Source organism: Sutcliffiella sp. NPDC057660 (genome assembly GCF_042800035.1).
Taxonomy (GTDB): Bacteria; Bacillota; Bacilli; order Bacillales; family Bacillaceae_I; genus Sutcliffiella_A.
Genome location: NZ_JBHVHV010000003.1, coordinates 255,166 through 271,697, shown reverse-complemented (window position 1 = coordinate 271,697; position 16,532 = coordinate 255,166). Strand labels below are relative to the sequence as shown.

Genomic DNA, 16,532 nt, shown 5'->3' with positions numbered 1-16,532 from the left:
CCGCGTTTCCAATTTTTGATTATAATGGTAATAGAAAAAGTACTCTCAAAGGAAGCGATGGCTTGTATCAGAACGTATACTATAACTTTGTCCGTCAACTTCTACTAAACTATCTTATCGGTTCCTCGATAGCAGTATTAGGCGTAGGCGGCATTTTAATTTTTTCGACATTGGATCTGTCATTCCTTGAGACCCATGTCATGTTCTTCATATTATTTACTTCAGCCCTAGTGATGGGAATATGCGAATATGTTGTATTTAAGAGACATGTTAAGGTTATCAGAAAAATTCTCTGTGCATCAGGACCTACCTATTTGGACTGTCAACACGCTTTTATACATACACACCGATTTCCAATGCTTACTGTAAAGCGGATTCTGGGACCACATTTTCTTGGCCTCTCCATCCCAGCCATAAGCCTGGTACTCCTCTGCATCCATCTTGAATGGCTTGAAATGCCTCCGAATTATGTACTATATGCTACAATCGGGGCGTTATTGATTGCCGGAATGCATGCTTTCATTGAGTATTTCCTGACAACACGTGCCATTCAACCGGTGCTTGCCTCCCTTCAGGAATTTTCAAGGAATGTACATAGACAAGCATTATCCCTTGAAGGGGATGTTCTTGTATCTATTCGAACAAAGTTTTTATTGAGCGCTCTATTTATCGGGATTTTCCCTGTATTACTATTCAGTTTAGCGACACAGGTCCGATTGGATGAGTTGCACTTAGAGGCCTATTTCCCGGATTTTTGGAATTGGGCAATAATCATTTTACTTGTGGCAGCCGCCTTTTCCTCATTCGGGGCTTTTCTGCTTTTCCGTGATATCATTCAGCCAATCAATACTTTATTAAAAGGTATGAAGGATGTGAAGGAAAATCAACTTGTACCTGCAAAAGAGCTATATGGGGATGAGTTTTCGAATGTGATCGGCGGCTTCAACTCCATGGTACAAGGTTTAAAGGAGCGCAATGAAACGAATCGACTTCTATTGGAAAGCTTCTACCAGACCCTCTCTACAGCTCTTGATGCGAGGGATCCATACACAGCCGGCCATTCCTTGCGTGTGAGTGAATTTTCGGTTCTGATTGGCAGGAGGGCCAATCTCCCAATGGAACAGCTAAAGCATCTCAAAAACACTGCTCTTCTCCACGATATCGGGAAAATAGGAGTCAGGGATGATGTCTTATTGAAGGATGGTAAGCTTACTGATGAAGAATTTGAGCAGATAAAGCTCCACCCTGTTCTCGGAGCGAACATTCTTGAGCAGGTTCTTCCAAAAGAAGCGATGGCAAAATTGATCCCCGGTGTGCGAAGCCATCATGAAAGATTCGATGGCTATGGCTATCCGGATCGGCTATCAGGAACAGAGATTCCCCTCTTTGGAAGGATTATCGCAGTAGCTGACGCTTTTGATGCCATGACATCCGATAGACCTTACCGGAAAGGGATGTCCATTTCAAGAGCATTATCCATTCTACAATCAGGAAAAGGCACTCAATGGGATCCTCAGTTTGTTGATTTTTTTCTGGCAATCATGAAGGAAAGAGAGGAGAAAGCCCCTATTGCTTCCAGTATTTAAGACAATATGGGTCTTCCCTTCCCTTTTTTAACAAACATAAGTATAATGGAGAAAAGAAAGGAGTTTATTATCGAATGCCCAATCAACGCTATACTAATCAAAGAAATACAGAAGCCCCACTGCAATCTTCTATTGAAAACCTCTCTCGTGCCATTTTTACGGTGAATCGCCATGCGAAAACTGCACCAGACCCAAAATTTCTATACTCTTTAAAGCGCCAAGCACTTGAAAAGCTTCTTGCAGAAGGCAAAGCCATCAAAAAGGGGCTGCACTTTTCCAAGAATCCAAAAAACAGCCGTCAGCAGTCGGATGTGCTAGTGTCAGCGGGGGATTATTTCTTTCATCTGCCACCAACGAAGGAGGATTTCTCGGAACTGCCTCATCTTGGTGAACTGAATGACCATTATCGAAATCCGAAAGCGAACATGTCCTTGTCGGTAGCTAAAAACTTGCTTCAGCAATACGCGAACTACTATCCAACAGAAGATAAAAAACAACCTGGTAAGAAAACCTATCAAAAACCTGTATTCAAACGCCTAGGAGAAAGCTACTAAAAAAAACGCCAACCAATCCCGAATGATTGGTTGGCGTTTTTTATTGATGCTGCTGTAGAAAAACAAGCAAAGTTTCCGAATATAGTTTCGGCTGATCTCGATGAACAAGATGCCCTGCAAACGGAATGATGGAAACCTGGATGGATTCATTACTTTTTTTGTAACAGCATGCCGCTTCGAATTCCAAAGAGGACTCTCCCCCGACCAGACACATGGTGGGCATCGAGAGATCTCTTACAGCTCCAGTTTCCTCAAACGGGTAAAAATCTTCCTGTTGCCAAGAAGCAAGCATCGCTCTCCAATCATTTTCACCGTGCATCTGATTCATATATTCTATCACTTCTTCCCTTTTAAAAAGGACTTCATGATGTGCCGCCTCCTGCTTGGTCAACTCTTCCCAGTTTTCCGGTCTCTCAGGAAATATCCCGGAGAAAGTAAGTGTTTTCACTTTATGAGGATATTTTTGAGCAAAAAGCAGTGCTGCTATCCCACCTAGTGATACACCAGCCAAGTGACAGGATTCAATATTCAGGTTCTCCAAAGTATCCATGATATCCTCTGTACAATTAGCAAAATAATTATCGATCAACCCAACCGATTTGCCATGGCCCCTTAAATCAGGACGGATAACTTGGAAACCTTTTTCTATAAAGAAGTCCCTCTGTTCTTCATACTCCGAAGAAGCGGACATCCCTCCCGAATGTATAAGGACTAAAGGATGCCCCTCACCTGTAATTTCTGTATGTAGAATCATCAATATCCCCCTTTAATTCAATAATAACCATTCATCCACCAATTGAATTAATTTGCCCAATTGAGGTTTGCTTATTTGTGCATTCGCTCCTACAAGTTCCCCCTTATGATGTAGATGGTCTGTAATCAATGAAGAGAAGATGATAACCGGGATCGTTGAGAGCGTAGAATCGTCTTTCAATTTTTTCGTTAAATGGTGGCCATCCATCAATGGCATTTCAATATCCGTAATCAATAGATCCACCTGCTGATCTCCATGTCTAACCTTCTCATCAAAGAAGGTCCAGGCTTCTTTTCCATTTTCAAAAAAGATCAAATGCTCAAAACCCGCTGCAAGCATGGTTTCCTGCAACAATTTCCTGAGCATAGGGGAATCCTCAGACAAAACAATAACCTTTTCACTTCTTGCCGGATTTATATCCGGGGTGATTCCTTGCACCCCTCCATCAACATTTGGATATATATCAAACAGGATTTTCTCCACATCCACGAGCAGAATCATTTTCTCCTGCTTTTTGATGACACCTGTAACATGATCTTCAAATCCTTGATTAAGTGAAGCAGGCTTCTCCATTTGTGACCATGACAAGCGGTGAATTTGCGTTACATGATCCACACGAAGGATTACCTTCATTCCGTTGAATTCGGCAACAATGAATTTATCCTCCTGATAGGAACTACCTTCCTCAATGGATAAAGCTTTTCTTAAGCTGATAACCGGTAAAACTTCCCCCCTCAATTCGATGATGCCTTCCACATTGGGATGCGAATGGGGGATTTTGGTGATGGATACAGGATTGATGATTTCTCTCACCTTTAACACATTGATTCCAAAGCTTGTTTCAGCCATTAGAAACTCAAGGAATTCCACCTCATTCGTACCGGAGTCCAACAAAATGCCAGATCTATTTTCCATATCATGTACGCCCTTCCGAAAGTAATTAACTTACCTACCTTCATTATCGGAGATTATTTAGAAAAGTTAAGGAGGTAGACTTCATTCAAACTCACTCCGAATTTTAGGAAGCTTATAATGTGTGAGATTCATAGGATTCCCTCTTCCTAACCGTCAATCTCACCAGATACCCTTATGTATTTTTCATAATCCCCTGCGAGTTGCATAAAGAGGATCCAACCCATCATAATGCCTGTGGATATGGTAATTATTACAGTATCAAAAAGATACTCAGATAAAGATTGATATCGCAGTTTTTCCAAATTCATCGGTATCGAAAAGTAAAGAAATACAAATAATAGCATTCCTTTTGTAAGGATGGCAGAGACGGTAAGTAAGCCGTCGATTCGTGCTGCTTCCCAGAGTACTTATCTTCTGTAGTCAAGCATTTCACCTTCAGAAATAGAAGTATTATTGCACTACCAAACAAAATACCTGCTACAAAAAAATGTTGGATAAAAAGAACTACTCCAGAAAAGGATAAGTACAAACGAAATCATCTTAAAAAGATTCATTTTCTACATTCTTTACATTGTCTATTGAGTAATACTTACAATTCTACATATAAGAATTTAAATACCTTTATTTAAGAAATGTATCTTCCCCTCACTTTTCATAACCTTCATAGACTAATCAATCTCTTGTTGCATGTAAATGCTAGTAAAAGTTGCCCTGATAAAGTTATTTTCTGATTTGAGCTATAATGGAGAAAGATAGGAGGAGAGCTAATGATAAAGGCAGTAATATTTGATTTCGATGGACTGATCATCGATACAGAAACGATATGGTATGAATGCTTCAAGGAAATAATGAAGCAGGAGCATCAACACGATTTGTCCATGAAGGATTACAGTACCTGCATCGGCACCAGCAGCAGGGTCCTGTATGAATTCCTTCAACAAGCCGTGCCTGAAATGGAAGAGGAAAGAATTAAAGAATTGACAAATGCATGCTATATGAAGAAAGCGACGCAACCCGATCTCCGTCCTGGTGTCTTAGCTTACTTGAAGGCTGCAAAAAAGAATGGATTAAAAATTGGACTCGCATCAAGCTCAGGACGGGAATGGGTAGTAGGCTATTTGCAGAAACTTGAAATTATAGGCTACTTTGAAACGATAGTCACCAGGGATGATGTCGAAAAGGTCAAACCAGATCCTGCATTATACATAAAGGCATTACATAATTTGGGTGTCAACGGACATGATGCGATCGCTTTCGAGGATTCCCTGCATGGCTCCAATGCTGCAATGGCTGCCGGAATTCATTGTATTGTTGTTCCTAACCCGGTAACGTCCCATATGGAGTTCAAAGATTACCATTTACGCTTGACTTCGATGGAGGAAAAAGAGCTAAATGATATATTGAAGGATTTTAATATGGACAAATAATTTTAATAAAACAAGCACCGATCTCTTTTACTTGAGAGCGGTGCTTGTTTTCATTTCATCCTTCTTGCAAAGTCCACAAACCGGAACTTATCCAACCTATGACGCGATTCGGTATATTGGAAAGGACTCGCATCATCGAGGTGTACAAGATTCTTGACCACTACCACATGAGAGAGGCCATTGAGGTCCAGCAGTTCCCGATCCAGTCCGGTCGCTTCCTCTACCGTCACTTCCTTGTCGGCAAAGCTAATCGAAAGCCCCAATTCTTCCTCCAGGTGTTCATAGATGGATTGCTCAGCTATCTCTTCCGTTAATAGAGGGACATGTCTTTTTTGGAAAAAGTCCATGTCCAAAATGATACTCTCTCCATCAACCTGCCGTGACCGTACCACCTTCCAAAGCTCGTCCTTTCCCAATCGATCTTGTAATTCATCAGTGGGCAATACCAGCTTAAGTTCATGGACCTTTGTAATCCAAGGTTTCCCCATTTTCCTCGCCAGCTCCTTGAAGCTGACAAGACCTGAAATCGGAAAATCAAATCTGGACCGATCGAGCACGATTGATCCCTTCCCGCGGATCTTTTGGATATACCCGTTCTGAGCAAGGAGGTTTAACGCTTTCCGTATGGTTTCCCTTGATGTATGGAACTGTACCATTAATTCATGCTCGGAAGGCAGCTTTTCTCCAACATGGATTTCTTTTTCTTCCATTTTTTTTGCAAGCTCCTGATAGATCGCTTGAAATTTATTATTTTTCATGATTAACCACCTATCACCATTTTATCATTACTTTTTCAGGTGATAAATAATGGATTCATAAGGGCGCAGGGTCACTTCTCTGAACACTTCACTTGAATCCTCATAATTACTCAACAGAATTTCAGCCTTGTATCCCTCAACATCCACATCATCAGGTAGTGTGAAGACCGTCTCTTTTGAATAATAATTGCTGACAACTAGCAGCTTTTCATCTTTACCATTGCGGATATATGCAAAGATTTCCGGATGCTTTTCCAGAATCAACTGAAAATCACCATATGTCACAATGTCGTATTCCTTGCGTAGCCTAATCAGTTTTTTATAGTGATAGAAGATGGAATCCTTGTCACTAAGCGCTTTTTCTGCATTGATATCCGAGTAGTTCCCCGCTACGCCAATCCAGGGATTGCCTGTGGAGAACCCTGCATGCTTCTCGTCATTCCATTGAACAGGGGTGCGGGAATTATCACGGGATTTATGCCTTAAGATTTCAAGGATCTCTTCTTCTGACATCCCTGCCTCCTTTTTCAAACGAAAAGTATTCAACGATTCAACATCACGGTAATCGGAAATTTCCACATACCCGGGGTTGGTCATCCCAAACTCCTCGCCCTGGTAAATATAAGGAGTTCCCTGCATCATATGCATACTGCTAGCAAGCATTTTAGCTGATTCTTGTCGGTACTCCTTGTCATTACCATATCTCGATACGATACGAGGCTGATCATGGTTGCACCAAAATAGAGCGTTCCATCCTCCTCCTGCGTTCATTTCGATTTGCCAGGTCGATAAAATATCTTTCAGTTGCTGGAAATCAAAATCCGCTACTGACCATTTCTCCCCGCCTGGATAATCGACTTTCAAGTGATGAAAATTGAAGGTCATGCTCAGTTCGTTACGATCCGGCCGTGTATATTTGATGCAATGGTCTATCGTGGTGGAGGACATTTCCCCTACAGTCATGCTATCGTACTTGGAAAAGACCTTTTCATACATTTCATTCATATATTCGTGAACTCTGGGACCATCTGTGTAGAACTTTCGCCCATCACCAGGGGGTACAGAACCATCATCGTCAGGAAAGTTCTGATCTTTTGATATCAGATTGATCACGTCCAGTCTGAAGCCGTCCACTCCCTTTTCAAACCAGAAGGTCATCATGTCATATACCTGTTTTCGCACCTCTTCGTTCTCCCAATTCAAATCGGCTTGCGTAATATCGAAAAGATGCAAATACCATTGTCCTGTCTTTTCATCGAATGCCCAAGCGTTGCCGCCGAATTTGGATTCCCAATTCGTCGGTTGCGTATCTTCTTCCTTGCTGTCCTTCCAGATGTAAAAGTCACGATAAGGATTGTCTTCCTTTGCTTCCTTGGACTTTTGGAACCATTCATGCTCGGTTGAAGTATGATTAACAACTATATCCATGATCACCTTTATATCTCTACCATGGGCTTCCTTAAGGAGTTGATCAAAGTCATCCATTGTTCCATACTCTTCATGAATCGAAAAATAGTCACTGATATCATACCCGTTATCCTTTTGTGGCGACTTGTAGATCGGAGTCAGCCAGATGACGTCCACCCCGAGCTCCTTTAAATAATCCAGTTTCTGTATAATCCCCTGAATATCTCCAACACCATTTCCAGTTGTATCATTGAAGCTCTTCGGATAGATTTGATACACAACTGAACGTTTCCACCATGGTTCCTTCTCAATCTTGCTCATCTCAACACCTCATTTTTTGTACTTTAAATTTCAAGCTTCTCTTCTGATCAGTTCAGCAGATACACCCTTGCCTCATATGGTTGCATGGTGAATCTTGAAATGTCGCTCTGTTCTTCGGTTTCATAATTGCTTGCCAAAAGCTGTTTTGTCATGAAGTGAATGTCTCTTGGCAACTCGAATACCGGATTGTTTTCATAGAAATTACAGATCACCAAAAGCTTTTTATCCTGATAGGTTCTTACATAAGCATAGATTTCCTGATGATCTTCCAAAAGCAATTGATAATTTCCATATATGATTATTTCGTTCTGCTTTCTTAAATGGATGAGTTTTTGATAGTAATAGAAAATCGAGTCCGGATTACTCAGCTCATTTTCAGCATTTATCTTTTGATAGTTGGGGTTCACATTAATCCATGGCGTTCCCTTGGTAAACCCTGCATTTTCTTCGGCACTCCATTGCATAGGTGTTCTTGCGTTATCCCTGCTTTTGGCATGGATGCTCTTCATGATCATCTCTTCATTCCATCCTTGGCTTTTCAGCTCTTCATATGCTTGCAAGGACTCAATGTCACGATAATCTTCTATGGCTTCAAAAGCCACATTGGTCATGCCCAACTCTTCTCCCTGGTACACATACGGAGTACCTTTCATCATGTGCAGGAGTGTGGCAAGCATTTTGGCAGACTGTATCCGGTATTTCCCATCATCTGCATAGCGGGATAGGGCACGCGGCTGGTCATGATTATTAAAATAAAGACTATTCCAACCCTTTTCACCTAACGCTTCCTGCCAACGGGATAAGCTCTTTTTTAAATCATGAAGCACCAAAGGCTTCAAATCCCATTTTCCGTTCGGACCACTATCCAGACCTACATGTTCAAATTGGAACACCATATTCAATTCATTCCGTTCCTCAGCCGTATAATCAATGGCCTGTTCAGGTGTTACACCAGGCATTTCGCCTACTGTCATGACATCGTAGTGAGAGAGTACATTTCGATGCATTTCCTGCAGATACTCATGGATATAAGGACCTGTTCGATAATACTTGCTTCCAGAAGCATAAGACTTTCCAGGTTTCACTTCTCCATCAGGAAATCCATCCACTTTGGAAATGAAATTGATGACATCCATCCGAAAACCATCAATTCCTTTATCAAGCCACCATTTCATCATCGTATAGATTTCTTCACGCAGCTTTTTGTTTTCCCAGTTGAGATCTGGTTGTTTTTTGGAGAAAAGATGCAGATAATAGTCACCCGTCTCCTCATTGAACTCCCATGCAGATCCGCCAAAATTAGACGCCCAGTTATTCGGCTCGGAGCCGTCCTCTTTTGGGTCCCGCCAAATATAATAGTCACGATACCGGTTATCTCTTGATGACTTAGCCTCGATGAACCATTCATGCTCGTCTGATGTATGGTTCACCACAAGATCCATAATCAGCCTCATTTCACGTCTATGTACCTCCATAAGCAGCTCTTCCCAGTCCTTCATGGTACCAAACTCTTTCATAATGGACATATAGTTGCTTATATCATAGCCATTGTCATCATTAGGGGATTCATATACTGGAGAAAGCCATATGGTATCGATTCCAAACTCCTTTAAGTAATCAAGCTTGGATATGATCCCTTGGATATCACCTATTCCGTCTGCATTAGAATCCATAAAGCTTCTAGGGTAGATTTGATAAACAACGCTTTCTTTCCACCAAGCCTTTTGCATCTCTCATCTCTCCTTCACGAAAAGTATTTTCCATGTTGCGCTTGAAATTTGTAAAGGATTGTAAGTCGGGGCCTGGCCCTTTTTTACAATCCTTTACAGTGTTCCACTCAAATTTATTGTGCTTCTTTTCTCATTTTGACTTTGGCAATCAAGAATGTAAGTCCGAACGGCACGATTAGTACGATTGCCATTCCTACAAAGAAAATTGGCCAGAATTCATTCAGGATGGAGAAGAATGCCGGGATCCCCCCAACTCCGATCGAAGGTGCCATCACACCTGCAATCGTGATGGTCACACCTGCAATGGCAGATCCGATCATTGCAGCAAAGAATGGATAACGGTAGCGCAGGTTTACTCCGAACATCGCAGGTTCTGTAATACCGAGCCAAGCGGATATGGAGGAAGTCAGCGCCAATCCTTTCAGTTTTTCATCCTTGGTAGCAAGCATCATGGCGAACGCTGCAGACCCTTGTGCAATATTGGATAGGGCAACCATCGGCCATAGGAAGGTCCCTCCAATTGCAGAAATCAGCTGCAGATCCACAGCCAGGAACGTATGATGCATTCCTGTTATAACAAGTGGAGCGTACAATCCGCCATAGATCAGACCACCGATGGCAGGTACCGCATCAAAAATGGATACAAACCCATCCGTCAGGAAGTTTCCGATCGCGAATGTGATAGGTCCGATTGCTACAAATGTAATGAATCCAGTCAGTAATAATGTAATTGGCGGAACGACCAATAAATGAAAACCGTCACTAACACGTTTTGTCAGGAATTTTTCTACCTTGGCTAATACAAAAGCTGCCACCAGAACTGGTAAGACCTGTCCCTGATAACCAACCTTTTCGATTTCAAGCCCAAGGAAATTCCAGGTGTCCACGTCTCCTTCCTTCTGTGCTTCTGCATAGCCCCATGCATTCAACAAATCCGGATGCACCAGCATCAAACCAAGGACTATCCCTAGGAGTTCACTACCCCCAAATCTTTTGGCAGCAGACCACCCTATCAGACCGGGCAAGAAAACAAACGCGGTATTTGCGATCAGGTTAATGATGCCTGCAATATCAGCCCATTGCGGGTGTTTATCGATAATGGAAGCATCATTGTAAAATATTCCCTCTCCAGTAAGCAGGTTGTTGATCCCCATTAAGAGACCGGCTGTTACGATTGCAGGTAAGATTGGAATAAATATATCCGCCAGTGTCTTTACTGCACGCTGGATCGGGTTCAAATTTTGCTCAGCAGCCTTTTTCACTTCATCCTTGGACGATTCCCCTACACCTGTAATTTCTACAAACTCTTTATAGACTTTATTGACGGTGCCTTGTCCAATAACAATCTGGAATTGTCCGTTTGTGGAAAAGGAGCCTTTTACACTCTCTATTTGTTCAAGCGCTTCCTGGTCGACCTTACTTTCATCATTCAATGCCAAACGGAGACGTGTCACACAATGAGTGGCTGCACTGATGTTTTCTTTTCCCCCGATGGCATGGACAATCTCTTCTGCCTGCTTTCTAATGTCCATATTCGTATCCTCCCGTTTTCTCTGCGTTAGCTCTTCACTTTTAGATGGAATAACTCAGTTTGTCCTTTAACAGCATTATCTGAAAGCTTTTTGTCAAGGCTTTCCACCACTTCGCCGTTTGTGATTACGACAGGTGTAATGGTGCTTGCCGCTTTTTCATTTATCAGATTTAGATCAAAGCTGATGAGTCTATCCCCAGCTTTTACTTTATCCCCTTCTCTGACATGGCCCACAAAGCCCTCACCATTCATGGAAACAGTTTCAAGGCCTACATGTATAAGTATTTCAGCTCCTGTTACAGACCGGATTCCGATAGCATGTTTTGTGTGGAAGAATTGAACGATTTCCCCATCAACCGGAGAGACTACTTCTCCTTCAGTCGGAATGATTGCAAGTCCATCCCCCATCATTTTTTGTGAAAATGTAGGGTCCGGAACTTCTGTCAGTTCCGTCACTTTTCCACTTAATGGCGCAAACACAACTTCTTCCGTCGGTTTTGCTTCTGTATCCTTCATACCGAAAAGTTTCTTAAACATATTTTTCCCTCCAGGTTTAGAGTCTAAAATAAACGCTTACATTTAAAAGATGAACTTGTATATACATCTTTAGATTTACAGTCTAACTTGTATATACATGTTAGTCAACCAAAAACTTTTGCTGTGCTTTTTTCAATAGGGTAATAACTAATTTTGTTACGAGTGCAAGAAAAATAAAAGAGAACCATGACTTAAAATGAGTCCATGTAATAAGATTAAGCATATTTACTTTCAGAAAAATGGGTTCGAAAATATATGAAAGCAAGGTAGATACAATCACGCTGCCTAAAAGGAATGTTTTCCACCTTTCTCCATACTGATAGAGAAGCATAAACAGCACGGGAATGACCGAAACATCTGCGGGAAGCAGGCAGGATACTTTGTTATATAATTTGAAAGGATACTCCCACATGCCATTTGATGTCCCAAGTAGATCCAGCCAGGTAGCCATCGCCGCCCATAATAGCCCATATGCGAGAATTTCGAATAGGCGCTTTTTGTCGACAAGCTTCCACCAAACAATCCAAGGCCAAAAAATAGAAAGGAATAACAGCCACCATCTTGGGTCAGCAATATTATTGAGTAATATCCATTTATAAAAGTCGATAAAGTAGAGTGGCTTCACTATGTACATTCCCTCTCTTTCCTGCCCTAAACGCCATTAGTTTCGGTTTTTTGTCGAAACTTGTCACAACTCAATTTATTTTTTCCTTAAATCTCCTTTTTTACTCTAAGAGGGGGGTACTTTCCACCATAACAACAAAAAAAAGACACTATCTGAATAGCGTCCGTTCAAAGTTTCACTTTCGTTTGGAATGGGAGGAAGGAAAATACTTTAAAAGAAATAGATACTTCGTTGGCAGTATCCATATTCGATTTCTTCTCTTCTTCTCTCATATAAAGTGTGTAGTTTTTCTCTTTTTTATTGCTTGCACCAGGGATTTCCACTTCCTTCAATTCCTCGAACACATCCGTTTTCCGCGAAATTACCGATTGGTCGACAGTTGCATCCAAACTGCCGTAAGAGCCGTTCAGAATGATACTATAAGCAGTTGCAGGCATCTCCTTATCTTCCTTATCCACCACTTTTGAATTGTAGATGGTAATGGGAACAATGAAAGGATTCTGAATGTTTACTGCCACTGCATTATTTGTTTTATCGAGTATAGCCGAGGAAACAATTTTATCCTTTGAGATGTGTATGTACGCAATAAATAAAAGGGAAATTATCGCAAAAGGCAGTAATATTCGATATGGCTTGCGCAGTTTCATTCTTGTATCGCTCCTAACTGTAGAGCTTGATGCTCTTTACCTTCCCTTTTACATATCACCTTGCACCACAATTTAAACATCATTCTAGTTTTCAGTTTCTTCGAAGTTTTCTATCTCATCAACTAGCTCTCCTTTTTCATTAAAAAGTTGTGCTTTATCCCCTTTGTTATTCCATAAATGATCGCTTAGCCAATGGATATATTTTTTGAAATGCTTTTTTTGAGCCCCTGAAGTAATATACATCATCTCACCTGGGGCAAGCTTATAATTTTCAGGAAAATCAAATGTTTGGTATCCTTTCTGGCTGATGAGCTTCCAATCCGTCAGGTCGATTGTTTCTGTCCCTTGGTTTTGCAAGGTGACTGTTTCCTCTTTTACATCCAAATCTGTAATTGTTATCGAATTTGTCTTCTTTCTTTCCTTGCTGTTTGCATACAGCCATGGTCGATCATTGACAAACAACAGAGTTCCATCGGTTGAGAATATGATATCCCCTGCTTCTGAAGTATTATAAATATCTGCACCGCTTTCAATCAGCCGGTTCAGTACAGGCTGGTGTGGATGACCAAAATCATTATTCCTTCCAGCGGAAATTACTGCGATTTTTGGTTTTACATCCTTCAGGAATGCAGCTGTAGAGGAACTGTTTGATCCATGATGGGCAACCTTCAAAATGGTGGATTCCAGATTGTATTTTCTGCTCAGCCTCTTCTCTTCCATCTCCTCTGTGTCTCCCATAAAGAGGAACTTTATTTCCCCATAGGCAACCTGGAGAACGATGGAAGCATCATTAGTTTCCTTTTTACCAACACCGCTGTTAAGCACCTTCACTTTTAGATCCGGATCAAATTCAAGCTTCATCTTTTCCTTGGCATATTGTACCGGAACAATATTATTCCAGACGTATTGCTTATACTGGATGAAGGACAGAGTGGAGTGCGCCTTTCCACTATCAAGTATTTTTTTTACAGGAATTTCTTCAAATAGAGCAGGAATTCCACCAATATGGTCAAAATCAGGGTGAGTAATGACCAGCAAGTCGATTGCAGTTATGGAAAGCTTTTTTAGGTAGCTAATTAATTTTGGTGCCGACTCCCTCGGACCGGTGTCAATGAGCACCTGGGAGCCATTGGGTGTTTGAAGAAGGATGGCGTCTCCTTGGCCTATATCAATATAGTGTACCTTTAATGATGCTATCGTTTTTTTGGTTCCGGTTGAAGTTTCGGCTTTTGAATTTATATAAACTGGAGAGGCAGGATGGGGTTGTATTTGAATGCTGGCAGATAGGTCTGCACCAAATACAAGTATTGGTGTAGTGGTATGGATGAATGCAAATGCAATAATAAAAGACCAGATGATCTTTTTCATGAAAACTTCTCCCCTCGAACATTTCACTCGTAATGTTACTATGGGGGAGAAGCTGCTATATTATTCGTTCTTCAAAAAGCTTTTTCAATTAACGGACCCGAAGGCAGATTTTTATTCGGATGTCCTAGTTCGCTCTTTCAAACCGATGTTGTCGAGATAAATCAGCCCACTTCCAGTTTGATTGAATTCAAATATGATTTCATTAATATCCTGATAGTCGATGTTGGCCATGTTTTCCTGCAAGAACGCCAATGGCACCTCATAAGTCTGCAGCATATGCTCGTAATTATTCCCGAATCTTTCATTCCACCAGTCGAATTTGTATAGCTTGGTGGAATAGGTTGGTTCGATTTCCACTGTTGTTCCAATGCGGGTATCCAGCTTAATGGTACCTTTTGGTTTTACCATGACAGTGATGGGGATGCTTTTCTCTTCGAACCCTTCCGGAACACGTATTCCATAGAAGTCATATCGGCTGGGGTGCAGCTGTACAGCATCGAAACTCAGAACTGTCTGTGGGCCAAGAGTTTCAGAGACTTCATCCGGAAGCTTTACTGTATATCTTCCACTTGTTCCCCGCCAGCCCAATTTTACCGCTTCATTTCCCTGAGGCTCATTATTCCGTAAAGTAAGATTAACCTCTTTCCAGACTTGCAAGTTATAGCCATGAAGCTCTCCCGCATCTTTCGTCATGGTAGTTACATCCACATCCTCCTCGTAGGTTGCAAGAGGTGTGAACGAGTTATCCTCATATTTCAACCTGACAGGATCGGTAGGAATCCACGAAGAGGCGGTCTCCTTGCTGGAAAAGATTTGACGGTATTCTTCCCTGCCTTTTAATGTAGCATCGAGAAATGCTGCAACGTATACCTTGGTCATTTCCCGCTGCAGACCTGGTTCCATAATTTCCTTTCGGTTCATGAACCACCAATATGGGGAAGGCTGGTCCACCTCCCAATCGGAATTGAATTGACCATGATTTGCACCATAAAGATAAATGCTGCTTTTGAAACCATCAAAATCATCTGAGAAACGGATCCTCTCATATTGTCTTATTCCATAATAATTGGTATGATCGGTATCGTTTGCCCCTTGAATAGTCAAATAGTTGATATCCTTCAATTCAACTGGTTGGTCACCAAGCTTGAATCTTCCGTCCCCTGGGGAAAGTCCGATTAATGCTTTGATGGAAAAATCGAAATTCAAGGTCACCTTCGCATTATTTGGCAAACGGTCCAGATCATTCATCAGTGCAGCCAAACTGACAGCCTCCCCACCACGGGAATGACCGATTAACCCGATATTCTCCATATCCACTTTTCCGTATAGGGGATGCTGTTTATCATTATTCCACTTTCCCCACTGATCCAAATGCTTTAGGAACATCCATGCCCTTCCTGCATTATCCCAGCCAATATGTCCCGACTTCCCGGAGTTAAGGAAGTTTTGGTCAATGGATACTGCAATATATCCCTTACTCGCCAGAAGTTCGCCAAGATACTTATATCCCCCGTCTGAGAAATCAGCCATATTATGATTCCCATGAACCATGAGTACTAATGGAAAAGGGCCTTGCGACAAATCATCAGGCATCCATACTTTCCCATTTAAAGGAGCTTTGTTAAGATCAAAGCCCCAGAACCACTCACGGTACCATTTATTGAAGCCTTTTGGATGAACGATAAATGAAGACATATTTACTGTGTTCGTTTGATATGTAACGTCCCGGTATTCCTCTCTTCTCTGATCCTCTCCGCTTCCATATGTAAAACTATTTATGTCGTAATCACCATTTTCAGCAGGATTTGCAAAAGGAGGATTTATCCCTTCATCTAGGACTTCCATTCTCCATGCCCCCTCTTTCCCTTCTGAAAATATGGAAAAAAGGAACAGTCCGTGCAGTAATATCGTTACGGATCCTAAAGCGGCAAAAGTTAAGCCTCTTCTTTTTCTTGCGCTCCTTACCAGTTTAATAGAAAGTCCTGTCCATGCACCCAATATCAGTAGAATATAGCCCATCATCGTAAAAAACGGTCCCAAGTATGACCCAAGCGTAATAATCCCTGCAACAGCCCCAATAGTGCATGCGACCAATAAGTTGGGCAATTTAGCTAGTACCTTTAGGGCAATCCAACAAATAAATGTTCCTATTACGATGCTGAGGAAGGCAGTAACTAGAGTGAACGAAAAATCAAACCATTTACCAGCTCCGGTATAGAAAAAAAAGCCCATAATAAAAACCGACACCAGAATATAAACAAATAATCCACGAATACTTGCTTTCCAATGGCGATCGATAAAACCTACCACCAATTTTTCACCTAATAAAAGTCCCCTTTTTATTGCATTCATTTATAGTCCCCTAATTTTAA

14 protein-coding genes are annotated in these 16,532 nt (G+C 41.5%); 3 read left to right on the top strand and 11 right to left on the bottom strand.

Annotated features, from left to right (window positions below):
- The first annotated feature begins 62 nt into the window (after positions 1–62).
- On the top strand, positions 63–1,586 hold the full coding sequence (locus ACFVAD_RS04555; protein ID WP_386636545.1) for an HD-GYP domain-containing protein: 1,524 nt from the start codon (positions 63–65) through the stop codon (positions 1,584–1,586).
- Between the two features lie 74 nt (positions 1,587–1,660).
- Positions 1,661–2,140 (top strand): YkyB family protein, encoded by a 480-nt coding sequence (locus ACFVAD_RS04550; protein WP_386636543.1) that lies wholly within the window; start codon positions 1,661–1,663, stop codon positions 2,138–2,140.
- 40 nt (positions 2,141–2,180) lie between these two features.
- Here the strand turns inward: ACFVAD_RS04550 and ACFVAD_RS04545 are convergent, their stop codons facing one another.
- Both ACFVAD_RS04545 and ACFVAD_RS04540 read right to left on the bottom strand, forming a co-directional pair.
- Complete coding sequence (locus ACFVAD_RS04545) at positions 2,181–2,894, bottom strand: alpha/beta fold hydrolase (RefSeq protein WP_386636541.1); 714 nt, start codon at positions 2,892–2,894, stop codon at positions 2,181–2,183.
- Positions 2,895–2,906: 12 nt separating this feature from the next.
- Entirely contained in the window at positions 2,907–3,809 is a 903-nt protein-coding gene (locus ACFVAD_RS04540; RefSeq protein ID WP_386636539.1) for a chemotaxis protein, read from the bottom strand.
- Positions 3,810–4,576: 767 nt separating this feature from the next.
- On the opposite strand from ACFVAD_RS04540, the gene ACFVAD_RS04535 reads away from it, so the two are divergent.
- Positions 4,577–5,236 carry an HAD family hydrolase gene (locus ACFVAD_RS04535; protein WP_386636537.1) on the top strand — a complete coding sequence of 220 codons (660 nt, stop codon included), beginning with the start codon at positions 4,577–4,579 and terminating at the stop codon, positions 5,234–5,236.
- Positions 5,237–5,286: 50 nt separating this feature from the next.
- On the opposite strand, the gene treR is transcribed toward ACFVAD_RS04535, so the two are convergent.
- The 9 genes from treR to ACFVAD_RS04490 all read right to left on the bottom strand — a co-directional run bounded on the left by treR (position 5,287) and on the right by ACFVAD_RS04490 (position 16,512).
- A complete protein-coding gene (gene treR, locus ACFVAD_RS04530) occupies positions 5,287–5,994 on the bottom strand; it encodes a trehalose operon repressor (RefSeq protein WP_386636535.1) in 708 nt (235 codons plus the stop codon).
- A 27-nt stretch (positions 5,995–6,021) separates the two neighbouring features.
- The gene (gene treC / locus ACFVAD_RS04525) at positions 6,022–7,722 is read right to left on the bottom strand and encodes an alpha,alpha-phosphotrehalase (RefSeq protein ID WP_386636533.1); all 1,701 of its coding nucleotides are present in this window, start codon (positions 7,720–7,722) and stop codon (positions 6,022–6,024) included.
- Positions 7,723–7,769: 47 nt separating this feature from the next.
- Positions 7,770–9,452: a glycoside hydrolase family 13 protein gene (locus tag ACFVAD_RS04520; protein WP_386636531.1), complete on the bottom strand. Its 1,683-nt coding sequence runs from the start codon at positions 9,450–9,452 to the stop codon at positions 7,770–7,772.
- Positions 9,453–9,565: 113 nt separating this feature from the next.
- Positions 9,566–10,984, bottom strand: a complete 1,419-nt coding sequence (gene treP / locus ACFVAD_RS04515; RefSeq protein WP_386636529.1) for a PTS system trehalose-specific EIIBC component — start codon at positions 10,982–10,984, stop codon at positions 9,566–9,568.
- A 26-nt stretch (positions 10,985–11,010) separates the two neighbouring features.
- Positions 11,011–11,520, bottom strand: a complete 510-nt coding sequence (locus tag ACFVAD_RS04510) for a PTS sugar transporter subunit IIA (RefSeq protein WP_386636527.1) — start codon at positions 11,518–11,520, stop codon at positions 11,011–11,013.
- A 100-nt stretch (positions 11,521–11,620) separates the two neighbouring features.
- Positions 11,621–12,154, bottom strand: coding sequence for a CBO0543 family protein (locus ACFVAD_RS04505; protein WP_386636525.1), 534 nt, complete (start codon positions 12,152–12,154; stop codon positions 11,621–11,623).
- 158 nt (positions 12,155–12,312) lie between these two features.
- On the bottom strand, positions 12,313–12,792 hold the full coding sequence (locus tag ACFVAD_RS04500; RefSeq protein WP_386636523.1) for a hypothetical protein: 480 nt from the start codon (positions 12,790–12,792) through the stop codon (positions 12,313–12,315).
- Positions 12,793–12,876: 84 nt separating this feature from the next.
- Positions 12,877–14,160, bottom strand: coding sequence for an MBL fold metallo-hydrolase (locus tag ACFVAD_RS04495; protein ID WP_386636521.1), 1,284 nt, complete (start codon positions 14,158–14,160; stop codon positions 12,877–12,879).
- Positions 14,161–14,271: 111 nt separating this feature from the next.
- A complete protein-coding gene (locus ACFVAD_RS04490; RefSeq protein WP_386636519.1) occupies positions 14,272–16,512 on the bottom strand; it encodes a hypothetical protein in 2,241 nt (746 codons plus the stop codon).
- Positions 16,513–16,532 lie beyond the last annotated feature (20 nt).